This window comes from Antricoccus suffuscus (assembly GCF_003003235.1).
Classification (GTDB): Bacteria; Actinomycetota; Actinomycetes; order Mycobacteriales; family Antricoccaceae; genus Antricoccus; species Antricoccus suffuscus.
The window spans coordinates 175,900-199,076 of the sequence record NZ_PVUE01000002.1 but is presented as its reverse complement, the minus strand read 5'-3'; the positions used below and the strand labels follow the sequence as shown (position 1 = coordinate 199,076).

The 23,177-nt window shown below is 64.1% G+C and carries 23 protein-coding genes and 2 tRNA genes; 13 read left to right on the top strand and 12 right to left on the bottom strand.

Going from position 1 to position 23,177, the window contains the following annotated elements:
- Nucleotides 1-1,692: a DAK2 domain-containing protein gene (locus CLV47_RS03745; protein WP_238145206.1), complete on the bottom strand. Its 1,692-nt coding sequence runs from the start codon at nt 1,690-1,692 to the stop codon at nt 1-3.
- 242 nt (nt 1,693-1,934) lie between these two features.
- Here CLV47_RS03745 and rpmB point away from each other — a divergent pair, with 242 nt between their 5' ends.
- Nucleotides 1,935-2,126 (top strand): 50S ribosomal protein L28, encoded by a 192-nt coding sequence (gene rpmB / locus CLV47_RS03740; RefSeq protein WP_106347657.1) that lies wholly within the window; start codon nt 1,935-1,937, stop codon nt 2,124-2,126.
- A 162-nt stretch (nt 2,127-2,288) separates the two neighbouring features.
- Here the strand turns inward: rpmB and CLV47_RS03735 are convergent, their stop codons facing one another.
- Complete coding sequence (locus tag CLV47_RS03735; RefSeq protein ID WP_106347656.1) at nt 2,289-2,924, bottom strand: cytidylate kinase-like family protein; 636 nt, start codon at nt 2,922-2,924, stop codon at nt 2,289-2,291.
- 228 nt (nt 2,925-3,152) lie between these two features.
- The gene (locus CLV47_RS03725; RefSeq protein WP_238145204.1) at nt 3,153-4,181 is read right to left on the bottom strand and encodes a thiamine-phosphate kinase; all 1,029 of its coding nucleotides are present in this window, start codon (nt 4,179-4,181) and stop codon (nt 3,153-3,155) included.
- 104 nt (nt 4,182-4,285) lie between these two features.
- Here CLV47_RS03725 and CLV47_RS03720 point away from each other — a divergent pair, with 104 nt between their 5' ends.
- Both CLV47_RS03720 and CLV47_RS03715 read left to right on the top strand, forming a co-directional pair.
- Nucleotides 4,286-4,519 carry an Lrp/AsnC family transcriptional regulator gene (locus CLV47_RS03720; RefSeq protein WP_106347653.1) on the top strand — a complete coding sequence of 78 codons (234 nt, stop codon included), beginning with the start codon at nt 4,286-4,288 and terminating at the stop codon, nt 4,517-4,519.
- Between the two features lie 72 nt (nt 4,520-4,591).
- Entirely contained in the window at nt 4,592-5,131 is a 540-nt protein-coding gene (locus tag CLV47_RS03715; RefSeq protein ID WP_106347652.1) for a DUF3515 domain-containing protein, read from the top strand.
- 13 nt (nt 5,132-5,144) lie between these two features.
- Here the strand turns inward: CLV47_RS03715 and CLV47_RS03710 are convergent, their stop codons facing one another.
- Nucleotides 5,145-6,149 (bottom strand): NAD(P)H-dependent glycerol-3-phosphate dehydrogenase, encoded by a 1,005-nt coding sequence (locus CLV47_RS03710; RefSeq protein WP_106347651.1) that lies wholly within the window; start codon nt 6,147-6,149, stop codon nt 5,145-5,147.
- Entirely contained in the window at nt 6,146-6,898 is a 753-nt protein-coding gene (locus CLV47_RS03705) for a lysophospholipid acyltransferase family protein (RefSeq protein WP_106347650.1), read from the bottom strand. The genes CLV47_RS03710 and CLV47_RS03705 overlap by 4 nt, the downstream gene beginning before the upstream one ends.
- A 124-nt stretch (nt 6,899-7,022) precedes the next feature.
- Between CLV47_RS03705 and cofC the strand changes: the two genes are divergently transcribed.
- The 3 genes from cofC to CLV47_RS03690 all read left to right on the top strand — a co-directional run bounded on the left by cofC (nt 7,023) and on the right by CLV47_RS03690 (nt 10,892).
- Nucleotides 7,023-7,775: a 2-phospho-L-lactate guanylyltransferase gene (cofC, locus tag CLV47_RS03700; RefSeq protein ID WP_106347649.1), complete on the top strand. Its 753-nt coding sequence runs from the start codon at nt 7,023-7,025 to the stop codon at nt 7,773-7,775.
- A gap of 85 nt (nt 7,776-7,860) precedes the next feature.
- Nucleotides 7,861-9,951, top strand: coding sequence for an RNA degradosome polyphosphate kinase (locus CLV47_RS03695; RefSeq protein ID WP_238145202.1), 2,091 nt, complete (start codon nt 7,861-7,863; stop codon nt 9,949-9,951).
- An 8-nt stretch (nt 9,952-9,959) separates the two neighbouring features.
- Nucleotides 9,960-10,892, top strand: a complete 933-nt coding sequence (locus tag CLV47_RS03690) for an NUDIX hydrolase (RefSeq protein WP_106347647.1) — start codon at nt 9,960-9,962, stop codon at nt 10,890-10,892.
- Nucleotides 10,893-11,037: 145 nt separating this feature from the next.
- On the opposite strand, the gene CLV47_RS22730 is transcribed toward CLV47_RS03690, so the two are convergent.
- From CLV47_RS22730 to leuC, 3 genes are all read right to left on the bottom strand, one after another.
- Nucleotides 11,038-11,538 carry an HU family DNA-binding protein gene (locus CLV47_RS22730; RefSeq protein ID WP_106347646.1) on the bottom strand — a complete coding sequence of 167 codons (501 nt, stop codon included), beginning with the start codon at nt 11,536-11,538 and terminating at the stop codon, nt 11,038-11,040.
- Nucleotides 11,539-11,727: 189 nt separating this feature from the next.
- A complete protein-coding gene (gene leuD, locus CLV47_RS03680) occupies nt 11,728-12,351 on the bottom strand; it encodes a 3-isopropylmalate dehydratase small subunit (RefSeq protein ID WP_106347645.1) in 624 nt (207 codons plus the stop codon).
- A gap of 11 nt (nt 12,352-12,362) precedes the next feature.
- Entirely contained in the window at nt 12,363-13,766 is a 1,404-nt protein-coding gene (gene leuC, locus CLV47_RS03675) for a 3-isopropylmalate dehydratase large subunit (protein WP_106347644.1), read from the bottom strand.
- A gap of 173 nt (nt 13,767-13,939) precedes the next feature.
- Between leuC and CLV47_RS03670 the strand changes: the two genes are divergently transcribed.
- Entirely contained in the window at nt 13,940-14,644 is a 705-nt protein-coding gene (locus tag CLV47_RS03670) for an IclR family transcriptional regulator (RefSeq protein ID WP_106347643.1), read from the top strand.
- Between the two features lie 47 nt (nt 14,645-14,691).
- On the top strand, nt 14,692-15,696 hold the full coding sequence (locus tag CLV47_RS03665) for an ABC transporter substrate-binding protein (RefSeq protein ID WP_106347642.1): 1,005 nt from the start codon (nt 14,692-14,694) through the stop codon (nt 15,694-15,696).
- A gap of 48 nt (nt 15,697-15,744) precedes the next feature.
- Here CLV47_RS03665 and CLV47_RS03660 read toward each other — a convergent pair.
- The 4 genes from CLV47_RS03660 to CLV47_RS03645 form a co-directional block, all read right to left on the bottom strand.
- Nucleotides 15,745-15,820: transfer RNA gene (locus tag CLV47_RS03660), tRNA-Glu, on the bottom strand.
- 75 nt (nt 15,821-15,895) lie between these two features.
- Nucleotides 15,896-15,967 (bottom strand) — tRNA-Gln (locus CLV47_RS03655).
- A gap of 124 nt (nt 15,968-16,091) precedes the next feature.
- On the bottom strand, nt 16,092-17,573 hold the full coding sequence (gene gltX / locus CLV47_RS03650) for a glutamate--tRNA ligase (RefSeq protein ID WP_106347641.1): 1,482 nt from the start codon (nt 17,571-17,573) through the stop codon (nt 16,092-16,094).
- A gap of 54 nt (nt 17,574-17,627) precedes the next feature.
- Nucleotides 17,628-18,410: a fumarylacetoacetate hydrolase family protein gene (locus tag CLV47_RS03645; RefSeq protein WP_106347640.1), complete on the bottom strand. Its 783-nt coding sequence runs from the start codon at nt 18,408-18,410 to the stop codon at nt 17,628-17,630.
- Between the two features lie 78 nt (nt 18,411-18,488).
- Here CLV47_RS03645 and CLV47_RS03640 point away from each other — a divergent pair, with 78 nt between their 5' ends.
- The 5 genes from CLV47_RS03640 to CLV47_RS03620 all read left to right on the top strand — a co-directional run bounded on the left by CLV47_RS03640 (nt 18,489) and on the right by CLV47_RS03620 (nt 23,166).
- Nucleotides 18,489-19,391, top strand: coding sequence for a 3-methyladenine DNA glycosylase (locus CLV47_RS03640; protein ID WP_202862368.1), 903 nt, complete (start codon nt 18,489-18,491; stop codon nt 19,389-19,391).
- 358 nt (nt 19,392-19,749) lie between these two features.
- A complete protein-coding gene (locus tag CLV47_RS03635; RefSeq protein ID WP_106347639.1) occupies nt 19,750-20,196 on the top strand; it encodes a YdeI/OmpD-associated family protein in 447 nt (148 codons plus the stop codon).
- A 120-nt stretch (nt 20,197-20,316) separates the two neighbouring features.
- Nucleotides 20,317-20,589: a hypothetical protein gene (locus tag CLV47_RS03630; RefSeq protein ID WP_106347638.1), complete on the top strand. Its 273-nt coding sequence runs from the start codon at nt 20,317-20,319 to the stop codon at nt 20,587-20,589.
- A gap of 93 nt (nt 20,590-20,682) precedes the next feature.
- Nucleotides 20,683-22,206 carry an HNH endonuclease signature motif containing protein gene (locus tag CLV47_RS03625; protein WP_106347637.1) on the top strand — a complete coding sequence of 508 codons (1,524 nt, stop codon included), beginning with the start codon at nt 20,683-20,685 and terminating at the stop codon, nt 22,204-22,206.
- Nucleotides 22,207-22,305: 99 nt separating this feature from the next.
- On the top strand, nt 22,306-23,166 hold the full coding sequence (locus CLV47_RS03620) for a hypothetical protein (RefSeq protein WP_106347636.1): 861 nt from the start codon (nt 22,306-22,308) through the stop codon (nt 23,164-23,166).
- Nucleotides 23,167-23,177 lie beyond the last annotated feature (11 nt).

Genomic DNA, 23,177 nt, shown 5'->3' with positions numbered 1-23,177 from the left:
CTACTCCACCCCCAGTAGAAGTAAGTGGTCCGGATGTCCCCCTGCCAAGATGCTGACCTCGACCTCCGGATGCCGAGTCGCGATGTCGCGGCTGAGGTCATCGGCGAGTTCGTCCGGCGCCGACGGGCTCACGGCGACCGTCACGAGCTCTCCCCCGGTCGCGAGGAAGCGGTCGAGCAGGTCAAGGGCGACCTCCAGCACCGATGAGCCGATCTTCACCACGTCGTTTTCGATCGAGCCGATGACATCCCCGGGGTGACAGTGTCCGGCCATGGTGAGCGCTTCGCGCGCGGCGACCGCGATATCGGCGAAGCGAGTCGCCGCCGCCGCCTCGGCCATCGCGATCACATCTTCGTTGAATCGGCGCTCGGCATCGTGTACGGCGACCGCTGCCAGCCCCTGCATCACCGACTTGGTCGGCACAACGGCGACGTCGTGCCCAAAGGTGCGCGCCTCGCTCGCGGCCGCGTCGGCCACCGCGGTGCAGTCGCCGTCATTGGGAAGTACGACGACGTGGGCGGCATGGGTATCTTCGATCGCCGCGAGCACCTCGGCGGTCGATGGGCGGCGCGCGGGGCCGCTGTCGACGACCGTGACACCTTCTCCGAGGAACGCCGAACGAAGCGCGTCTCCGGGGGCGATGGCCACGACCGCGACACCACGCAGCGGAGTCAGTCCGCCGTCGCGGTGATCCTCGAACCTGGTGACCTCGATCTGATGCGGCCGGCCGGCTTGGATGCCAGCCTCGATCGCGGCTCCCACGTCGTTGACGTGCACGTGGATCCGCCAGGTCAGCGTGTTTGCGTCGGCCTCAGTCGCGCTGCCTTCGGCGATCACCACGCTGTCACCCAAAGACCGCAGTGATTCTTCGAGCGTGGCGACTGCGGTCCGCCCGGCATCGAGCAGATAGATGACTTCATAGGCGAACCCGTCGGAACCGTGGCGGCCGGCGTAAGGCTCGTCGAAGTCGCTCGGCGTGGTTGGAGCCTTGCGCGCCCATGCGGGGCCGCCAGAAGGCTGGCCACCAGTGACCGCCGCGAGCGCGTCGAAGATGATCGACAGTCCGCGACCGCCTGCATCGACGACCTTGGCTCTCGTGAGCGCCGGTAGCTGAAACTGGGTCTGAGTCACCGCTGCCGAAGCCGCCGCCGCAGCGGCCGTAGCGACGTCCGCGATCCCCGCCATGTCCAAAGTTGCGCGTGCCGCTGCGTCACGGGCGCCTTCGGCGGCACGGTCGGCGACCGTCAGGATGGTGCCTTCGACCGGGTCGGACACGGCCTTGCGGGCAAGTTGGGCACCCCGCGAGAGAGACTCGGCGAGCAATGAGGTCGGTCGCGTGCGAATCGCGTCTTCGTCGAGTTCACCGAGGACCTCCGACATTCCGCGCACGAACTGGCTCAGAATCACTCCCGAGTTGCCGCGCGCGCCGAGGAGTGCGCCGCGAGCGATCACGGCCGCCGCCGAACCGACGTCAGTAGGCCGTTCACGACGTAGGGCCTCGGTCATCGCGCGCAGCGTGAGCAGCATATTGGTGCCGGTATCGCCGTCGGGAACCGGAAAGACGTTGAGCAGGTCGATCTCGTCGCGGTGCGCGCCGAGCGCGTCGACAGCCGCCGAACACCAGCGTCGTACCGTCGCGGCATCCATCCGCAGGTCGGGATCCTGAGGTGCCGAGGTCGCGTCGTCAGACAATGCAACCTCCCTCACCATTCGATACCGCTGCCGATCGTTTACCTTATGTGTTGAGTACGACGTACCGAATGTGGCGCACCCGACCCGGACCCGACTTTACGTACGGAGTCGGCACCGGTTACTCTAGATAGGTTGCCCATTTGGACAGGTTCCATGCACGTTCAGATTCACCGAACGTCGCGCGCTCGTCCAAACCGAGCAGCCGACTAATTTTTCATTACACGATATTCCAGGAGTTTCCCGTGGCTAGCGTTTGCGACGTCTGTGGTAAGAAGCCGAGTTTCGGCAAGTCGGTCTCGCACTCTCATCGCCGGACCAGCCGTCGCTGGAATCCGAATGTGCAGCGGGTACACGCCGTTGTCGCCGGTGGCACCCACAAGACGCTCAACGCATGCACGACCTGCATCAAGAGCGGCAAGGTCGTCAAGGGCTAACAGCCCGCACGGCACTACCGGCTACACGCAACAAAAGCCGCCCCATTGGGGCGGCTTTTCGCGTTCCGATCAATCCCCTGGTCACGGCTTTCTCTTTCGTAGTCCCGCACGAAAAGGCGTGATGAGGAGGAGAAACGTGTAACAAGGACGCGGACGGTCTGCCTAGTCGGCGGGACGGATCCCGCGGGCTTTGGCCGCGTGCACGATCATGTCGGTGACGTCTTCGGTCGGAAACGCCGTCGCGTCAATGACGAGTTGGTAGTTGCGGGCATCGTTGAGATCGCACTTGTAGAACGAGTGCGCATAGGCCTTGCGCGCACGGTCGGTGGACTCCACCTGCTTGTGCGCCTCTTCGAGATCGAGATCCTTGAGCTTGGCCAACAACGCCACCCGCTTGTCGAGCGGACCATCCAACCGCACGTGAAGCGCATCCGGCTGGTCGCGGAGCACGAGGACCGCACAGCGTCCGAGGATCACGCCGCCGGGCCCATCGGCGACCTGATGAAGCACCTGCTCGGTCTTCTCTTTGAATAGGCGCTCGTCGGCGACCTTGTTGTAGACCAGGTGCTCGCCGCCGGTCAGGTCCGGAACCATCGCGATCGAACTGATCAGCCGCCACATACCGGTCGCGGCCTTGCCGTCCTGTTCCTCGGCGTCCGACAGCGGTACGCCGAGCGCACGCGCAACGGCTTGCGGTATTGCGCGGTCCACAAACGGTAGATGCAGGGCCCGCGCAACCGCTGGACCGACCTGCGCACTGGATGTGCCGTACGACGCCGAGATAGTGACGATGCCCATGGCACGATCATGGCATCTCAACGCCGAAAACGTCGACACAAACGACGACCCGCTAAATCTCGATACCGATCCGTGTCCCACGACCGCGATCGGTCACGATTGGCCCGTGATCCGTCACTCGCGCACCTTGATGGTACAAGTGTGCTGGTTGACAGCACGATCTCGCCGACGGCGCTGCGGAACCATACATTTGTACGCGGCGGCGAGTTACGAAGCGGCGGACCGACGCTAGAAGTGGTTCCAGCCGGCCATGGTCGGCGCCTCACCGTCGATCGTGACCGGCGGGGCGTCGTCTCGATCCGCGGCGCGAAGCGTCGTACCGACGACCTGCCAGCCGTCTGGTACCGAACCGCTCGAAGGGAACGTCGCGACCAGTGCGTGGTCGTCGCCTCCACCGAGCACCCAGCCGAGCGGGTCTTGGCCGAGCGCCGAACCGATCTCGACCATCCGCGACGGGACGTCGAACGCGGCGCGCTGCAGATCGATCTGCACACCACTCGCCGCGGCGATATGCCCGAGGTCTTGAATCAGTCCGTCGCTGACGTCGCACATCGAGGTCGCACCGGCGAGCGCTGCCGACTTCCCCTCGGCGTACGGCGGTTCGGGGCGTCGATAGGCGTCGATGAAGGCCTTGCCGGCTCTGAACCCACGCGACAGTATGGCGAGTCCGGCCGCCGCGTATCCGGTCCGGCCGCACAGCGCGACCACGTCCCCGACGCCCGCGCCGCCACGCAGCACCGGTGCGCGTTCCTCCAGGTCGCCGAAGGCGGTCACGGAGATGAATATCGCGTCGCTACGCGAAATGTCGCCACCGATCACGGAAGCGCCAACCAGCGCGCACTCGTCCCGCAGTCCGTCCGAAAATGCCTCTACCCAGGCGATCTCGAGCTCTGCCGGGCAGGCAAGTCCGACGACGATTCCGGTCGGTACGGCGCCCATCGCGACGATGTCGGCAAGGTTGGCCGCGGCGGCGCGGCGGCCGGTGTCCTCGCCACTTCCCCAGTCCCGCCGGAAATGTCGTCCCTCGACCAGTACGTCGGTCGTCACGACGACCCTGCCGTCCGGCGCAGACATCACAGCGCAGTCATCACCTGGCCCGACCAACACACGGTCGTTGGGTGCAGCGGTACGGCGTACTACGCGGTCGATGAGCCCGAACTCGCCGATGTCGCGTACCGTCCGCGCCGTACTCGGGTCGTCTGGTCGTCGTTCTTCCCTAGCGATTGCTCGCCCCTTTCGATAAGTACGGCGCCACACCGCGTGCGCTCCATCATGCCGGGTGCGGCCGACGCCGCCGCGACAGGCGGCCCGAATCTGCGGTACTTTTGGGTGCCGGGCCGTACATGTAGGAGGGCAACCCAATGGTAGAGGCATACATTCTCATCCAGACCGAGGTCGGTCGAGCCGCTGATGTCGCCGCTGAGGTCCGCGACATGCCGGGAGTCAAGGTTGCCGACGACGTGACCGGGCCGTACGACGTCATCGTGCGGGCTGAGGCACGCAATGTCGACGAGCTGGGCAAGCTGGTCGTTGCGCGGGTACAGGGCATCGACGGCATCACTCGCACACTCACTTGTCCTGTCGTCAATCTCTAAGTCAACTCACAGTCAACCCGCCGACCGTCCAACCAGTCAGTCAACCTCTAACGGAGGCTCGAGCTTCTCACCGTGTCCGTATCACCTGCCCGGCTTGCCACGTACATCGCGATTCCCACCGCCCTCGTTGCCGCCGGTATCACCGCCACAATCATTGCCAACAACCTCAGCGGCGTTGGGGACGCCAGTAAGAACAACTCCAGCACACTGAGCGACGTCACGGTGCCTGAAGTCGATGGCACCCAGGACATCTGCGCGAACCTCGTAGACGGCCTGCCAACGGAGATCGACGGCCGCACGCAGCGCTCGGTGAAGGGCCACCCGGGCTCGATGGCGTGGGGCCAGCCACCGGTCGTGCTGATCTGCGGTGTCGCCAAGCCGGCGGGCTACAAGGCCACCGCACAGTTGACCGTCGTCAACGACGTCACGTGGTTCGTCAAGACCCAGACCGACACGTCGGCGTACGGCGTACCCGGCGACAACACGCTGTGGACCGCGATGGATCGAGAGGTCTACATCTCGGTCGCGGTTCCCAACGAGGTCGCGGGAAGCACCGCGATCGCGCCGATCTCGACGGTCGTCAAGCAGCGCTTGAAGTCGATCGAGAAGTAGCCTGCGCTCGGTCTCAGGCCAGCGATTCAGGTTTCGTCGCGCGCCCCATCAGCGCCCCCACCTCATCGCGTGCCCGGCGTCCTTCGTGGCAGATCGCGACGACCGCAGCGGTGATGGGCATTTCCACGCCGTTCTTCGTGGCGAGGTCGAGGATCGAACGGCACGACTTGACTCCTTCGGCGACTTGTTTGGTACGCCGCAACGCCTGTTCGAGGCTCTCACCGATCCCGAGTCGCTCGCCGAACGTCCGGTTGCGCGACAGCGGTGAGGTGCATGTCGCGGCAAGGTCACCGAGGCCCGCAAGACCGGAGAAGGTCCCGCGCTGCGCGCCAAGCGCGACTCCCAGCCGCGAAGTCTCGGCCAACCCGCGGGTCATCAACGTTGCCTTCGTGTTGTCGCCGAACCCCATGCCTTCGGCGATCCCGCACGCGAGCGCGATGACGTTCTTGACGGCACCGCCGAGCTCGCAGCCGACGACGTCGGTGTGCGTATAGGGCCGGAAGTAAGCCGTCTGGCTGGCCTGCTGCAGTTCGACCGCGCGGTCGTGGTCGGCGCAGGCGATCACCGTCGCGGCCGGCTGTTCCCCCGCGATCTCGCGGGCCAGGTTGGGACCGGTGACGACCGCGATGCGTTCGTCACCGACGCCGCCGACTTCCGCGATCACCTGTGACATGCGCATCGTCGTACCAAGCTCGATCCCTTTCATCAAGCTGACGAGAGTCGCGTCCGGGCCAATAAAGTCACGCCAATCGGCGAGATTCTCCCGCAGCGTCTGCGACGGTATCGCCAGTACGACGATCCGCGCGCCGTCGAGAGCCTGCCGATAGTCCGCTGTTGCCTTCAACGTGATCGGCAGCGTGACACCCGGCAAGTAGTCCGGGTTCTCCTGATAGCGGTTCACCGACGTCGCAACCTCGGGACGCCGCGCCCACAGCAGCACCTCGGAGCCCGCGTCGGCTAGGACCTTTGCGTACGCCGTACCCCAGGATCCTGAACCGAGAACGGCGACCTTCGTCATGAGGCATCACTCTTGCCGTCAGCGAACAGGTCCGGCGGTGGCGTCTCGCCGCGGAGTTCGCCAACCCCGGCAGCAATGTCGTTCATCATGCGGTCGGTCATCCGTCGGTACGACTCGGAATTCGGCAAGGCACGTTCGGCGGTCAGGTCCAACTCACCGTGCGCCACGATGGTCACCTTCTTGCGCGGGAAAATGGATTTCTTACGCGTGTGGTAGTTCCAGGTGTCCTGCGCGCCCCACTGCGACAGCGTGATCACCGGCGCATCAGGTGCGGCACGGGCGATCCGTGCGACACCAGTCTTGGAGCGCATCGGCCAGAAGCTGTCGTTGCGGGTGACGGTGCCCTCGGGATAGACGACCACAACGCCGCCTTCTTGGAGTATCGAGACCGCGTCGTCGATGGATTTCAGCGCGTTTGCCGATCCGCGGGCGACCTCGATCTGCTTGCAGTGGCGCATCGCGGCGCCGACGACGGGAGCCTTGAACACACCGTCTTTGATCATGAAGCGCGGCAGACGACCGGCCGACCAGACGTAACTGGCAACGGCGAGTGGATCGACAACCGAAACATGGTTAAGGACCAGGAGCGCGGGGCCGGTCGCCGGGATCAACTCGCGGTTGCGGAATTTCTCTTTGAACAGCAACCGCGACGCGTTGCGGACGAGCGGCGCCACGAACCTCAGCGTCAGCGAGAGCTCCCGGCCGCCGGGACGCTTCCGTTTGGGCTTCTTATCTGCCGAGGTGCTCACCGGTTGATCTCCTGTCGCGTTGTTGCGTAATTCGCTACCACCGGCGTCGTTCGATGACGCCGCACGGGCCTAATTTGCATGCTCAATGGTCTGCTCACCTTAGCGACTTGCAATGATGTCTTTAATGCATGACACAGAGCGAGATTCCACAGCCTCAGCACGGTACGCCGGAAACGCTCCGGGCGACCCGGCCGATGCCGCGCGGCTCTGGTCGCTCGTCATACCGGTCAAGGCGACTCAGCGGGCCAAGACGCGGGTCGTCACCGAGCCCGAAGGGCTCATCGACAACGCGGCCCTCGCCGCGGCCTTCGCCTACGACACCGTCGAAGCGGCACTCTCCAGCGAACAGGTCCAGGCGGTGTACGTCGTCACCGAGGACCTCCAGATCGCGGCTGGCGTGCGGGAGCTCGGCGCCATCGTCGTAGTCGAGCAGTCGAAGCTGCCCATTGAGTCACCAGGGTTCGCGCGCCTCAACGATGCCATCCACAGCGGTGAACTCGCCGCCCGCGACGCCGGCGCTAAGTACGTCGCCGCGCTCACCGCAGACCTCCCGACTCTGACGCCCGCTGAACTGTCCGCCGTACTGGTCGACGCGGCGCGTTTTGCGCGGTCGTACGTCGCGGACTCCAGCAGAATCGGGACCTCGCTGTTGGCAGCCGGACCAGAAACCGCACTCGACCCCCAGTTCGGCTACGACTCCGCCGCCGCGCACGCCGCCACGGGCGCCGTGTCGATCGACGTATCGGCACCTACCGTGCGCACCGACGTCGACACCCTGGATGAGCTCAGCGAAGCGGCAGACCTGGGCCTTGGACCGCGTACAGCGGCACTATTCGCCGAGTACGAGCAACGCGCGGCCAACGAGTCCACCCGGTGAACTCCCGGCAAACTTACGACGTACGCCGCCCTATCGGTTGAACCTGGCTTTACCCAATCGCGCAACATAGGCGACGATGTATGTCATGAGCTCATCTACCGCAGAATCGGCCGGGACTGACGCGCTATCGCTGCCCAACGACAGGTATCTCAACCGCGAGATCTCCTGGGTCGACTTCAACGCGCGGGTGCTAGCGGCAGGCGAAGACCCAACCACTCCGCTGCTCGAGCGAGTGAAGTTCCTGGCCATCTTTGCCAGCAACCTGGACGAGTTCTACATGGTGCGCGTAGCCGGCCTGAAGCGCCGTCAGAGCACGGGATTGTCGGTGCGGTCCCCCGATGGCTTATCAGCTCGGGAGCAACTGGAGAAGATCTCTGAGAAGACGCAAGCGCTTGTCGCGCGTCATTCCAAGTGCTTCAACGAAGAGATCATGCCGGCGCTCAACGCGAATGGCATCGAGATCCTCAAGTGGGCCGAGCTCACCGGCGAGGAGCAGGCCCGGCTCGGTGAGTTCTTCCACTCGCAGATCTTCCCGGTGCTCACGCCGTTGGCGGTCGATCCGGCGCACCCGTTCCCTTACATATCGGGCCTCTCCCTCAACCTCGCGGTCGTCGTTCGCGACCCTGGGCAAGACGTCGAGCGGTTCGCTCGCGTGAAGGTGCCCAACAACGTCGACCGCTTCATCAAGCTCGGCAAGGACCGGTTCGTGCCGTTGGAAGAGCTGATCGCGGCCAACATCGGGCAGTTGTTCCCCGGCATGGAGGTCATCGACCACCACCCGTTCCGCGTGACACGCAACGCCGACCTCGACGTCGAGGAAGATCGCGACGAGGACCTGCTTCAGGCACTGGAGCGCGAACTCGCGCGCCGGCGGTTCGGGCCAGCCGTCCGGATCGAGGTCACCGACAACATGGACCCTCACGTGCTCGACCTGCTGTCCCGTGAGCTGGACGTCGATGAAGACGACATCATCGTCGTACCGGGCCTGTTGGACCTGTCATCGCTCTTCGCGATCGTCGACGTGGACCGACCGGACCTGAAGGACGAGCCATTTGTCCCGGCCACCCATCCGCGGTTAACCGAGGGCAAGTCGATCTTCTCGACGCTGCGTGAGGGCGACGTACTCGTGCATCACCCGTACGACTCGTTTGCAACCAGCACACAGCGGTTCATCGAACAGGCCGCCGCGGACCCGAAGGTCCTCGCCATCAAGCAAACCCTCTACCGCACCTCAGGCGACTCCCCGATCGTGCATGCGCTGGTGGAAGCGGCCGAGGCAGGCAAACAAGTCGTCGTTCTGGTGGAGATCCAGGCTCGATTCGACGAGGAAGCCAACATCAGCTGGGCCCGCGCACTCGAGCGCGCCGGCTGCCATGTCGTCTACGGCCTGGTCGGACTCAAGACCCACTGCAAGACGGCCCTCGTCGTGCGCCAAGAAGGTGGCCAGATTCGCCGCTACTGCCATATCGGCACCGGCAACTACAACCCCAAGACCGCGCGCATGTATGAGGATCTGGGCCTGCTCACCGCCGACCCTGAGATCGGCGCGGACCTGACGGACTTGTTCAACGTGCTTACCGGCTACTCACGGCAGACCGAATACCGCAAGCTCCTGGTCGCGCCGCACGGCGTACGCAAAGGACTCATTGAGCGGCTGGACCGCGAGGCCGAGAATGCCCGCGCCGGCAAACCGGCCCGAGTCGTCATCAAGACCAACCACATCGTCGACGAGGACAGCATCGATGCTCTGTATCGCGCCTCCATGGCCGGCGTACAGGTAGATCTGATCGTGCGCACGAACTGCGCGGTTCGGCCCGGCGTGGAAGGGATGTCTGACAACGTCCGGGTACGTTCGATCATCGGACGATTCCTCGAGCACTCTCGGGTTTCGTACTTCCACAACGACGGTGATCCCGAAATCTTCATCGGTAGTGCGGATCTGATGCACCGCAACCTTGACCGCCGCGTTGAGGTGCTCACCAGGGTGACCGATACGATCGCGCGCGGCCGGATCAAGGCCATGATCGACCGGATCCTTGACGTCGACATCATCGCCTGGGACCTGCAACCGGACGGCACCTGGATCAGCAGCACCGAGGGCTCGACCGTTCCGATGTCCGACTATCAAAGTGAACTCATCGCGGGTATCGCGGCTAGCACCAAACCAGCCAATTGAGTAGGACGATGAGCGAACCGGATCCTGTGGCGATCGGCGACGACGCGGCCAAGCTGACCGCTGCCGGCGGCGTGCTGTGGCGAGACACGAACGGCACGGTCGAGGTTTTGCTCGTTCACCGCCCGTCGTACGACGACTGGTCGCTGCCTAAGGGTAAACCGGACGCCTCCGAAAATCCCATCCAGACGGCGGTCCGGGAGGTCACGGAGGAGACCGGGTTACCGTTCACGCTCGGCGTATTCCTCTCCACGGTGCACTACCGTGTCGGGTCGCACGCGAAATCGGTGAGCTACTGGGCCATGCGACTCACGGACGGCTGCGCTGACGCGCCGGCCTCGGTGGATGTCGAGGAGATCGACGACTTCACGTGGGTGCCGCTTGCCAAGGCATCTGGGGTTCTCACCTATCCAACCGACCGCGCCGTGTTGGATCGCTTCGCGCAGATCGGTACAACGCCGATTGCCCTGTTACTAGTGCGCCACGGCCGCGCCGGCGAGCGCAACAAGTGGACCGGTGACGACTACGACCGGCCACTGGACAAGAAGGGGCGCCGGCAGGCGACGGCGATCGCGCAGACACTGCCGGCGTTCGCGCCGATCAGCGTCTACACCGCCGATCCCGTGCGTTGCCGTCAAACCGTCCAGCCCCTCGCGGAAGCGCTGCAGATCAAGGTCAAGGACGCGCCAAATCTCGGCGACATCGAGTTCGCCGAAGACGACGAGCGCGGATTTGGCGAGGTGCACAAGCTCCTGACCGCGCCGGGTCCGGTCGTTCTGAGCACTCAGGGCGGCGTCGTTGACGCACTGACCTCGGCTTTTCGCGTCGACCACAATCCCGCTCAGGTCGGCAGCAAGAAGGGGGGCGTCTGGGCGTTCGGTGGTGTGGGCGACCAAATCGTCACTGCGGACTACTACCGCACGCTCCAACCTGGGGATGAGTAGGCGCGATCGTTCGCCCGCACAGACCTTCGGCCGCACAGCACTTCGCCGGGACAGCGCATCGCCGCCAAAACAGAAAGTGGGGCGCGGCACGACCTTCGTCGTACTGCGCCCCACTTCTTACCTGAGCGATGCGTGCTTGCGCGAGCTAGCGCTTGGCAGGTGCCTTCCGAGCGGTCGTCTTCTTTGCGGCCTTCTTGGCTGGCGCCTTTGCAGCGGCCTTCTTGGCAGGGGCCTTGGCAGCGGCCTTCTTGGCAGGTGCCTTCGTCGCCTTGGCAGCCGTGGTCTTCTTTGCAGCCGTGGACTTCGCCGCGGCTGCGGCGGTCTTCGTTGCGGCCTTCTTGGCTGGCTTCGGCGCGGCGCCGAGCTTCACCTTGCCCGCAACGACGTTCTTGAATTGCGTGCCCGGACGGAACGCCGGCACGTTGGTCTTCTTGAGCTTGATGCTCTCGCCGGTCGCAGGGTTACGAGCGGTGCGAGCGGCGCGAGCGCGCTTCTCGAACACGCCGAAGCCGGCAATCGATACCTTTTCACCCTTGACGACCGAGCGCAGGACGAGGTCGACAATTTCGTCGACTGCCTTGGCGGCGGTCTTCTTGTCTCCTTCGAGGCGCGCGGCGAGGGCCTCAACCAATTCGGACTTGTTCACAGTTGTCCCTCCCAGGACTGACAGTTACGTCGTTTGTGCCGATCATCTTGGATGATTCGACGCCTCACGGTCGTCTCTAATGAGATGACATACGCGTAACGGTAAGGAAAAATAGCGCTCGGTTCAATCACCTTGCGCTATTTTTCCTTCTGTGTCAGGCGATTCGCGTCACCCTAAATCGCCCTATTTTCAGACCGTAACGGGCTTCCAAACCGGCCGCTTGGCCTCGAAATCGGCGATGTCACCCTCGTTGCGCAGGGTGAGCCCGATATCGTCCAGACCCTCCATCAGACGCCAGCGACTGTAGTCATCGATGTCAAAGGAGACCGTCTTTGCGGCGGAATCCCCTGCTATAGAGGCATTCTGGGGGACATAGCGAATTTCGCGCTTGTCGAGATCGACAGTCACCTCGGCCGTCGGCGACTGCTCGCCGAGGGCCATGAGCGCCTCAACATCCGCTTCCGGAAGCACGACGGTGAGCAGGCCGTCCTTGAGCGAGTTGCCGCGGAAGATGTCCGCGAAACGCGAAGAAATAACTACCGAAAATCCGCCATCCCGAAGTGCCCATACGGCGTGTTCGCGAGACGATCCGGTCCCGAAGTCCGGTCCGGCAACCAAAATCGAGGCGCCGGCGTACTCCGGCTTGTTGAGCACGAAGTCCGGTTCGTTCGCCTTCCAAGCCGAGAACAGGCCGTCCTCGAAGCCGGTCTTGGTGACTCGCTTGAGATAGACGGCGGGAATGATCTGATCGGTATCGACATTGCTGCGGCGCAACGGCGCGATCGTTCCGGTGTGGGTCAAAAACTTCTGCATGAGTCCGTGCCTTACTTGTCTAGATCGCTGGGAGAGGACAGCGTGCCGCGGATCGCGGTCGCGGCGGCCACGAGCGGTGACACCAGATGGGTGCGGCCGCCTTTGCCTTGCCTGCCTTCGAAGTTGCGGTTGGACGTCGACGCCGACCGCTCACCGGGCGCCAGCTGGTCGGGGTTCATTCCCAAGCACATCGAGCAACCCGCCGAACGCCACTCAGCCCCGGCCTCGGTGAAGACCTTGTCCAGGCCTTCACTCTCGGCCTGCAGCTTGACTTTCATCGAGCCAGGAACAATCAACATCCGGACGCTGCCGGCGACCTTGTGGCCCTTGACCACGGCCGCGGCCGCGCGCAAGTCCTCGATCCGGCCATTGGTGCACGAGCCAACGAACACGGTGTCGACCGAGATCTGGCGGAGCGGCGTACCGGCCTGCAAGTCCATGTACTTCAACGCATTAGCGGCCGACGTACGTGCGCTCGGGTCGTCGTACGACTCCGGGTCCGGCACCGACGATGACAGCGGGGCGCCCTGACCCGGGTTCGTGCCCCACGTAACGAATGGTGTCAGCGCGCCGGTCTCGAGGATCACCTTGGCGTCGTACGTCGCATCGTCATCCGTGCGCAGCGTCTTCCAGTACTCCACTGCGGCATCCCAGTCGGCCCCCTTGGGCGCGCGTTCGCGGCCCTTGAGGAACTCGAACGTCGTCTCGTCCGGTGCGATCATGCCCGCGCGTGCACCGGCCTCGATCGACATGTTGCAGATGGTCATGCGCGACTCCATCGACAGCGCCTCAATCGCGGTGCCGCGATATTCGATGACGTAACCCTGCCCACCGCCGGTGCCGATCTGGGCGATGACGGCGAGAATGACGTCCTTCGCCGTGACATCCTCGCCGAGCGACCCGTTGACGGTGACGGACATCGTCTTGAAAGGACGCAGCGGAAGAGTCTGGGTAGCCAGCACCTGCTCGACCTCGCTGGTGCCGATGCCGAACGCCAGCGCGCCGAATGCGCCGTGCGTGGAGGTGTGGCTGTCGCCGCACACGACCGTCGTACCCGGCTGAGTCAGTCCGAGCTGGGGACCGATGACGTGCACGATGCCCTGGTTCTCATCGCCCATGGGATAGATCGGTACGCCGAACTCCTTGCAGTTGGCGCGAAGTGTGTCGACCTGAAGCCTGGACACAGGATCCGCGATCGGCTTGTCGACATCGGTGGTGGGTACGTTGTGGTCTTCGGTGGCGACCGTCAGATCGGTCCGGCGTACCGGACGACCGGCGGCGCGGAGCCCGTCGAAGGCCTGCGGGCTCGTGACTTCGTGCACGAGATGAAGATCGATATACAGAAGGTCTGGTTCACCTTCTACGCGACGCACCAAGTGGTCGTCCCATATCTTCTCTGCCAGGGTCTTACCCATTTGTCGAGCCTCCAACTAGCTGCGCTCTAAATCCCATTGCAAGGGGAGCCGAATCTGGTTACGTTAGTGCCGAATCCCAAAGTATGAGAGTCCTGTCCGGCCAATAGGAATCGTACGCGCGAGCAACTCGCTCTCCCAACGCGTCCCACAATACGAGACGGTAGTATCACCATATGGAAAAGACGACGACCGGCATCGGCGTACTGGACAAAGCCGTCAGCATCATCGAGGCGTGTGCGGCGCAGCCCCGGTCGCTGGCCGAGCTCGTCGACGAGCTCAGGCTCCCTCGCGCCACTGCCCATCGTCTTGCCTCCGCCTTGGAAACACACCGCATCCTTCGCCGGGATCAGCAGAGTCGGTGGGTCATCGGCCCATCCGTCGCCGAATTGGCGGCCTTTGCGCGCGACCCACTCGTCGACGTATCAACCGTCGTACTACGCAAACTGCGCGACGCAACCGGCGAGAGCGCACAGGTATTCGTCCGAGAAGAAGAGGTACGCGTCTGTATCGCGGCGGCAGAGCGCGCAAGCGGCTTGCGCGATACCGTGCCGATCGGCGCCCGGCTCGCCATGAACGCGGGCTCGGCGGCGCACGTACTGATCGCCTGGAGCGACGAGAGCGACGTGCGGAAAATCATGCAGGACTCGGCGTTCACCGCGCGCACGGTCGCCGGCGTACGCCGTCGCGGGTGGTCAGCCTCGATCGCCGAACGCGAGCCTGGGGTCGCTTCCGTCTCCGCCCCGGTGCGCAATCGTCGCGGCGAAGTCGTTGCGGCTATTTCCGTCTCGGGTCCGGCCGAACGCATCGGTCGCTCCCCCGGCACTCGACTGTCCCAGCCACTATTGCGCGCCGCCGCCGAACTTGAGACCCACCTCTAACGCAGACCACTGAGCAACACCAATTTTACTTTGGCTAGCCTAAGCAAATGAATTTGACTGATTTGCGTCGTTTGGTGGCGCCTTTAATAGCACTCGTCCTTCTCGTGGGCGGCTGCGCGTCCGACACAGACCGCAGCGAAGACGTCGGTGACAGGGCGGTAGCGACCGGCGGGCCGCAGTTCAGCACCGCTGATGAAGAAACCGCAAAGCTCGGCACCACGGCCAAAGCAGGCGAGTTTCCGCGGACAATCACTCATGCCCTCGGCGAGACGACCATCAAGACCAAGCCGAAGCGCGTCGTCGTACTGGACAGCGGAGAGCTAGATCATGTCCTCGCGCTCGGCATCAAACCGGTCGGGCTGGCCAGCGCCGACGCCACCGGCGGCCTTCCGTCGTACCTCGAAGACAAGATCGCCGGGGTCGACGTGATCGGCACCCACACCGAGATCAACCTCGAGGCACTCGCCGCGCTCAAGCCCGACTTGATCTTGGGCAGCAAACTTCGGGTAGCAAAGCTTTACGACCAACTCTCCGCCATCGCACCCACCGTATTCAGCATCCGGCCAGGCTTTCCCTGGAAGGAGAACTTCCTGCTCGCCGCGGACGCGTTGGGCAAGGAGGAGAAGGCTGTCGACGTACTCAACGAGTATCAAGCCAAGGCCGATGAAGTGGGAAATTCCATCAAGGGCGATCCGACCGTTTCCATCGTTCGCTTCATGAGTGGAAAGACCAGGCTCTACGCCAACCTGTCGTTCATCGGCGTCATCTTGAACGACATCGGTCTCAAACGCCCCGCGGTTGAAGATGTCGACGACCTGGCCGTCGAGGTCAGCGCAGAGAACATCAAAGAGGTCACCGGAGACTGGGTCTTCTATTCCAACTATGGCGCCGAGGAAGAGCAGAAGACGGTGCTCGGCGGTCAGCTGTGGTCAGAGATCCCGGCGGTCGCCAACGGTCAGTCAAAGGCCGTGAACGACGACACCTGGTTCCTCGGCCTCGGTCCCGTCGGCGCGATGAGCGTCCTTGACGACCTTGAAAAGATCTTCACTTAGACACCCTGCCGAAACGGAAAAGCCGCAGGTGACCCTGCGGCTTCTTCGTGGTACCCCCGATCGGGTTCGAACCGACGTTACCGCCGTGAGAGGGCGGCGTCCTAGACCACTAGACGACGGGGGCAATGCACGTGCTCAGCCATGACCGGCATTGCCGACCAAGACTGTGTTGCTCCAAGAAGCGGTGCTTCCTTCAGCGCTGGGGTACCAGGACTCGAACCTAGACTGACGGATCCAGAAACCGTAGGGCTGCCAATTACCCCATACCCCATTGGCAGGCGAAGCGCTAAAACTGACTAATCAGTGTTGGCGCGGCGCCGACGGAATATGTTACCCGAAGCCTCGGCCTGGTTTCCACCCGGTCGGGCTGTGAGCCACATCCCGCTGCGAAATGCCTACAAAGTGGCCCGTAACCGGGCGATTCTCGCCAAGGATGACTCCTTGCCGAGGATCTCCATCGACTCGAAAAGCGGCGGCGAGACCCGCCGGCCCGACAGCGCCACCCGCAGCGGGCCGAATGCAAACTTCGGCTTGATGCCGAGCCCGTCGACCAGCGCCACGCGCAGAGCCTCCTGAATAGCCGCTGCGGTCCAGTCCGTGACTTCCGGCAGCACACGGAGTGCCTCATCCAATACGGCCCCGCTGTCGTCCCGCAGCGTCTTTCTAGCGTCATCGGCTACCGTGATCGCCTCATCGGCGGTGTAAAAGAAGCCGAGCTGTTCCGGCGCCGCGCCGAGCGTGACCAACCGTTCCTGCACCAACGGCACGGCCTGCTTGAGCACGTCGACCTGTCGGTCCGTCGGTTCGGCCGGCAGTATGCCGGCCGCGAGCAGGACCGCTCCGAGCCGCCCGACAAGATCGGCGGGCTCCAGCAACCGCACGTGCGCGGCGTTAATCGCTTCGGCCTTCTTCAAATCGAAGCGTGCCGGGCTGCTGTTGACGTCGTGAATGTCGAAGGCCCCCACGAATTCATCGGGAGTGAAGATGTCGCGGTCCGGCGCGATTGACCAGCCCAGAAGCGCAAGGAAATTGAGGACGCCCTCGGGAATGAACCCGCGCTCGATGTACAGGTCGAAGTTGGCCTCCGCGTCACGCTTCGAGAGCTTCTTGTTGCCCTGCCCCATCACGTACGGCAGGTGGCCGAACTCCGGAATCCGGTCGGCGACACCGATGTCGATCAGCGCGCGATAGAGCGCGATCTGGCGCGGCGTCGACGGCAGCAGATCCTCGCCGCGCAGCACGTGGGTAATTCTCATCAGCGCGTCGTCGACCGGGTTGACGAATGGGTAAAGCGGCTTGCCGTTGGCGCGCACGATGACGAAGTCCGGCACCGAGCCGGCCTCGAACTTCACCTCACCCCGGACGATGTCGGTCCAAACGATGTCCTCGTCGGGCATGCGCACCCGCAGCACCGGCTCGCGGCCCTCAGCACGGAACGCGGCCTTCTGCTCATCAGTCAGGTCGCGGTCATAGTTGTCATAGCCCTGGCGAGGGTCCCGGCCGGCCGCCTTGTGCCGCTCGGCCGCCTCCTCGCCGGTAGAAAACGACTCGTAGACCCAGTCGGTCGCCTTGAGCTTCTCGATGACCTCGGCGTAGATGTCGGAGCGCTCGGACTGCCGGTACGGCGCGTGCGGCCCGCCGATGCCCGGGCCTTCGTCCCAGTCCAGGCCCAGCCACCGTAGCGACGCGACGAGCGACTCGTAGCTGTCCTCGCTGTCGCGGGCGGCGTCGGTGTCCTCGACCCGAAAGACCATCGAGCCGCCAAGGTGGCGCGCGTAGGCCCAGTTGAACAGCGCCGTACGCATGAGTCCAACATGCGGGAACCCGGTAGGCGATGGGCAGAATCGGACGCGGACAGGCGCAGAGTTATCAGTCATGGTGACCTAAGGATATTCGGTGCCTGTGAGCCCGTCCGACGATGGGCGCAGTCGCTATTCGTCGACGATGACCGGGTTCGTCAGATCCCCGACGCCCTCGATGCTGATCGTGCAGGTGTTGCCGCCCTCGAGCCGGCCCACGCCCTCCGGTGTGCCGGTCATGATCACATCGCCCGGCAGCAGCGTCATCACGTGCGAGATGTAGGAAATCAGCGTCGGTACGTCGTGGATCAGATCTTTGGTGCGACCGTCTTGACGCACTTCGCCATCGACCGTGCACGCCACCCTAATATCGGCGTACGGCGCGCCAGTCTCGATCCATGGCCCGATCGGGCAGAACGAGTCGAAGCCCTTAGCGCGGCCCCACTGTCCGTCGGACTTCTGCAGGTCGCGGGCGGAGACGTCGTTGCCGGCGGTGATCCCGAAGATCGTGCGGTGAGCGTCATCGCGGCTGACCTTGCGCGCCCCTGTCGCGCCAATGACGATGGCGAGCTCCGCCTCGTGCTCGACATGCTTGGACGCGGCCGGCAGCCGAATCGCGTCTCCCGGGCCGATCACGGAGGTCGACGGCTTGAGGAACATCATCGGCTCCTTCGGCACCTCGTTGCCTAGCTCCGCGGCGTGCGCTGCGTAGTTGCGCCCTATGCACACGACCTTGCTTGGCAGGATCGGTGACAGCAGTCGCACATCGTCGAGTGCCCAGCGGTTGCCGGTGCGATTGATCTCGCCGAACGGGTGCCCGTCGATCGCTTCGACCGTCCAGCTCGACCGGTCGCCCTGACCGTCGATGACACCGAACGACATCCCCTGGGGGCTCACGAACCGGGCAATACGCATGAAGTCCTCCGCACAAATCTAATGGCGAGTCCTGGTCGCTCACCGCAGTCGAACCTATACGCATTACGGTGATAGATCATGTCTGCCCCCGTCCTGCACGCCGAAACCGCCCGCTCGGAAACGGTTGTCTTGTCCCGCGACGAGTGGTTGGCGCGGCAACAGGAGTACGCCGCCCGCGTCGAGCCGCTGCTCGCGCCGTACGAGTCCCGTCGCGCCGCCGGGCAGACACACCCGATCGAGGACTTCCTTTTCATCTACTACGTCTATCGTCCGGGCCAGTTACGACGCTGGCATCCGGGCGCCGGCGTACGCCTGCGCGACGCTGCAGATGCCCCTCACCGCGAATGGCCGCTATACCGATCCGAGCGTGATGAAGTGTCGGTGGATGCTGCGAGCTTTGTCGAGCGCCGCAGCGGCATCATGCAGTTCGTACGCCGCCTCATGCGCTCAACCCTCGACCGGGCCGGTTCCTTTGGCTGTTTCGGGATGCACGAGTGGGCGATGGTCTACCGCCAGTCTGAAGATGAGGTCCGGCACAACAGTTGGCCACTGCGCCTCGATCCGGGACAGATCGCCGCTGCAGTGGACGAGCGCGATCTGTCCTGCACGCACTTCGACGCGTTCCGGTTTTTCACCGACGCGGCGCGACCCCTCAACCGGCGGATTCTCGAGCGCGACGACCAACTGACGTTTGAGCAGCCGGGCTGTCTCCACGCGGGCATGGACCTCTACAAATGGGCCTACAAACTCGTCCCGCTCATCTCCAGCGATCTGGTGCTCGACTGTTTCGAGCTGGCGCAGCGGATTCGGTACGTCGATATGCAGGCCAGCCCCTACGACTTCACGTCGCTGGGCGTCACTCCGATCGAGGTCGACACTGCGGCGGGACGTACGGCGTACGCGAAGATGCAGCGCGAGTTCACCGAGGCCGCCGCTCCCCTTCGTGCTCGACTGCTGGAGTCGGTCGACGTCATCGGTTAATTGAATACACACCAAGGACCTGTTTGCATTCAGCCGCTAGCGTGACCGAGATGGAGGTTCCACTCAGGAGGCTGACGCGTGCAGGATGAACTCCGACTCAAGCTGAAGCAGACAGTTGAGCAATCCGGCCCGGTTTGAAGGCTCTGGGCTATCGAAAATTCGGGTTGGTCTTCAACCGTCAAGCCGAGGACGGAATCGTCCAGGTCCTTTCTTTAAAAACGACGACAATCGGCAGGCAGTTGCATGTCGTCGCAGGCGTATGGGTGACGCTGGATGTGATGTAACGAAACGGTAATTGCAGACATCTAGGGTCTTGACGACGAATTTGTCCAGTCGACAGTCGTGACGAGGAGCATCTATGACTCAGAGTTTCCAAGCAGTAGTCGAACTTCATGGCAAGACTGCCACGGGCTTCGAGGTTCCTGCCGAAGTTGTGTCCGCGCTCGGCACGACCAAGAAGCCACCTGTAGTCGTCACAGTCGGTGGGCACACCTATCGCAGCACAGTCGCGGTGTACGGCGGAGTCTTTATGCTTCCGCTCAGCGCAGAAAACCGAACCGCGGCAGGGCTCAAGGCCGGCGATCGCGTGCAAGTCGAGCTCCAGCTCGATACAGCCGAGCGGACGATAGAAGTACCCGCCACCTTGGCCGCGGCGCTCGACTCGCGATCTGGCGCTCGTGCCGCCTTCGACGCGCTGTCCTACAGCAACCAGCGACAACGAGTGCTCTCCGTCGAGTCCGCCAAGCGCGAGGAAACGCGTGATGCACGCATCGCCAAGATCGTCGACGAACTCACGCCCGAATAGCCCCTACCGGCGAATTCTTGTCGTACTCGGTTGAAATGGTGAGAACTCCCGGACCAAGACCGCGATGGCAGCGGCACTCCCCCTCGACGGTCGCGGGCAATCGCCGACGAGATCGATTTCGTGAAGCGGTCGGGTGACCTGCTCGGTGATTCGATCGAGTCGCTGGTCTTAATCGGGTCCGAAGACGACCAGGGATTCCGCGACGACGCCGCGGAATTCTGCCGTGCTGCCGTCGAGCAGACCGGGCGCGATGCGGCACGACTTGAGATAATCGACGGCATTGGCCACGCGATCGCTGACGAGCCAGGACTCGCCGCGGCGCCGCAGACCGCTCATGCTCGCAAGGTGGATGCGGTCGTTACCGCGGGGCTAAAAGATCGTTTGGTGGCCTAGCGGGCGGCGAGCCGGATGTCCTTGGCCTAGGTCCCTGTCCACAGGACGTTTGCGCAAATTGATCGTGTCGTACACCAGTGCTAGACTAGACACATGTTCGAACACGGGAGTACGGCGCAGGCAGGCACCGGCGAGGACGGTGCGTGCCTCGGCGAGGATGAGGACGTGCTCACCCCACTCGGTCCCGCCTCGTCAGGCCCCGCACCCGACCTGACCGCGTTACAGACGTTCCGCGAGTCCCTGGCGGCATCCGTCGACGGGCTCGATGACGCAGCCCGGATCGACCAGATCCGGGCTCTCGAGGAACTCAAAGCCGCGGCCGCGGCGCGCCAAGCACGATTGTCTGTCGAGTTCGATGCGTCGCAACGTGAGGAGCAGGCCACCGCCGGTGTCCCCCGTAAACGCCTCGGGCGCGGGGTCGGGGAACAAATCTCCGCCGCCCGGCGGGACGCGCCTCGTAAAGGCGGACAACACCTCGGCCTCGCGCACGCGTTGATTCGCGTGCTGCCGCACACGATGCGCGGACTGGAACTTGGGCGGATCACCGAACGCCGCGCCAGTCTGATCCTGCGCGAGATCGCCTGCCTATCCGAACAGGACCAGCGGGAGATCGACCGGCGGCTCGCCGCCGACACCGATGCCGTCGAGGGCTGGGGTGACCGGCGGTTCAGCGGTGAGGCACACAAACACGCCCTCGAGCTAGATAACGCGGCTCTGGCCGAGAGGCGCCGCCGTGCCGTCGGTGGGCGGCGAGTCACCGTCCGTCCCGCACCCGATGGCATGGGTTACCTGACCGGGCTGCTACCCCTCGCCCAGGGTGTCGCGGTCTACGCGACCCTGTTTAAGCACGCGACCAGTCTCATCGCCACTGGTGATGAACGGACCCCAGGTCAGATCATGGCCGACACTCTCATCGAACGCGTCACAGGCGCACCGGCCGCGGCACCCGTGCCGGTCGAGATACGGCTGGTGGTCACCGACCGAACCCTCCTCGCGGGCGGGAACGAGCCGGCATACCTGCCCGGCTACGGATCAATTCCCGCCGAAGCTGCGCGGGACATGGTCCGCGACGCGATCCGCTACCAGACGCACACCGGTACCGCCGCCGGGGCCAGCCAACGAGCGGGGCCTCCCGCCGCACGCGGCAGCCGATCGCCGGACGAGCAAAACCAACGCGAGCAGAAGAAGGCCTATGCGTGGCTGCGCGCGGTTTACACCCACCCCTCGACCGGCGCGCTGATCGCGATGAGCTCAAAGCGGCGTACCGCACCGGCCGGGCTCGCGGACCTTATCGACACGCGGGATCAGACCTGCCGCACCCCCTGGTGCGACGCACCCATCCGCCACCATGACCACATCACCCCGGCAGCGGCCGGCGGACCCACCCACGGCGAGCAGATGCAAGGCCTCTGCGAAGCCTGCAACTACACCAAAGAAACCTACGGCTGGAACGCCAGACGCGTCCCCGGTCCGCGGCACACCGTCACCACCACCACACCCACCGGGCACCGATACACCTCCCGCGCGCCACGACTGCCCGGTGCACCACCCGAACCGGCGCTCGCTGATTACTCCTACGTCGAAAACCAACTCATCGAAGTCCTCATCGCCGCGTAGCGCGTAAACCCGAACCCGGTAAATGTGAACCGAAAACACTCTGCGTGCATCGATATAGCATGAAGACTTGCCCTACCCTGTCCAGTCGCAGAGGATCTCATGCCTGCAGTGCTTAGCCCGTCGACGATCGCGACCACCTTCGTCAGTATCGATGAAGGGGCCGATGCGGACATCGTCGTACGTCGGGATCGAGGTGAGTTCCTCAGACGGTGGGCATTCAATTTAGTCTGCATCGCGCTGCTGGTAGCGATCTTGCCAATGTTTGTGGTGATCTGGCGCCGCGAACCGGCGTACTTCACCAACGGCGTCGTGATCACCATGCTCATTCTGGCCGTCGCCATACTTGTCCTCGGCGTGCTCGGCGCATATCTCTGGAGCAAGTCGAAGGCCGGTCGGCAGCGCTTCGACGTACCGTTCCTGCACCTCAACGCCGAGGGCCTGACCGTGCGGGTCGACGAGTCCGAGCAGACGGTGCCGTGGAACCGGGTCATCGCGATGCGCCTTGTCGGCGCAGACGACCGGTCACTCGCCATCACGGCGGACGCGCCGGCTACGGCTGCAACCAGCGACGACTCCGTGACCGACGCCGACCCGGAACCGCCCGCGACGCCCGTCGAGGACTACTCCGACTACACGCCACCCGACGTCGACTGGCAACCAAGTCGAGCGGATTTCGACGCGATAGGCTCCGACTCGGACGCGGGTGGCGACATCGAAGTCTCGGGGCAGGAAACTGACGATGCGCCGACAAAACGGGAGCCTCGAGCCGATCGATGGCGCCAAGCGCTCTATGGCACGCCGTACGTCGTGCAGATGCGTGGGTGCAAGCCTCCGCTGTCGGAGATCCGGCCGATCGTGCACAACCTGAGCCGCGGACGGGTCAGTATCCCGGAGGTCAGCGACGGCGTACTGACCAAAAGATGGCGCGCAATCCGCGCCAAGCGGACTCCGAAAAGTTAGCGCGCACCCTC

Excerpts from the sequence above, each read along its gene's own strand:
- CLV47_RS03735 (WP_106347656.1), bottom strand. The coding sequence starts at position 2,924 with ATGGGCATCGTCACTATCTCGGCGTCGTACGGCACATCCAGTGCGCAG.
- CLV47_RS03720 (WP_106347653.1), top strand. The coding sequence starts at position 4,286 with ATGGTAGAGGCATACATTCTCATCCAGACCGAGGTCGGTCGAGCCGCT.
- CLV47_RS03710 (WP_106347651.1), bottom strand. The coding sequence starts at position 6,149 with ATGACGAAGGTCGCCGTTCTCGGTTCAGGATCCTGGGGTACGGCGTAC.
- cofC (WP_106347649.1), top strand. The coding sequence starts at position 7,023 with ATGCATGACACAGAGCGAGATTCCACAGCCTCAGCACGGTACGCCGGA.
- CLV47_RS03695 (WP_238145202.1), top strand. The coding sequence starts at position 7,861 with ATGAGCTCATCTACCGCAGAATCGGCCGGGACTGACGCGCTATCGCTG.
- CLV47_RS03690 (WP_106347647.1), top strand. The coding sequence starts at position 9,960 with ATGAGCGAACCGGATCCTGTGGCGATCGGCGACGACGCGGCCAAGCTG.
- leuD (WP_106347645.1), bottom strand. The coding sequence starts at position 12,351 with ATGCAGAAGTTTTTGACCCACACCGGAACGATCGCGCCGTTGCGCCGC.
- leuC (WP_106347644.1), bottom strand. The coding sequence starts at position 13,766 with ATGGGTAAGACCCTGGCAGAGAAGATATGGGACGACCACTTGGTGCGT.
- CLV47_RS03670 (WP_106347643.1), top strand. The coding sequence starts at position 13,940 with ATGGAAAAGACGACGACCGGCATCGGCGTACTGGACAAAGCCGTCAGC.
- CLV47_RS03665 (WP_106347642.1), top strand. The coding sequence starts at position 14,692 with ATGAATTTGACTGATTTGCGTCGTTTGGTGGCGCCTTTAATAGCACTC.
- gltX (WP_106347641.1), bottom strand. The coding sequence starts at position 17,573 with ATGACTGATAACTCTGCGCCTGTCCGCGTCCGATTCTGCCCATCGCCT.
- CLV47_RS03645 (WP_106347640.1), bottom strand. The coding sequence starts at position 18,410 with ATGCGTATTGCCCGGTTCGTGAGCCCCCAGGGGATGTCGTTCGGTGTC.
- CLV47_RS03640 (WP_202862368.1), top strand. The coding sequence starts at position 18,489 with ATGTCTGCCCCCGTCCTGCACGCCGAAACCGCCCGCTCGGAAACGGTT.
- CLV47_RS03635 (WP_106347639.1), top strand. The coding sequence starts at position 19,750 with ATGACTCAGAGTTTCCAAGCAGTAGTCGAACTTCATGGCAAGACTGCC.
- CLV47_RS03625 (WP_106347637.1), top strand. The coding sequence starts at position 20,683 with ATGTTCGAACACGGGAGTACGGCGCAGGCAGGCACCGGCGAGGACGGT.
- CLV47_RS03620 (WP_106347636.1), top strand. The coding sequence starts at position 22,306 with ATGCCTGCAGTGCTTAGCCCGTCGACGATCGCGACCACCTTCGTCAGT.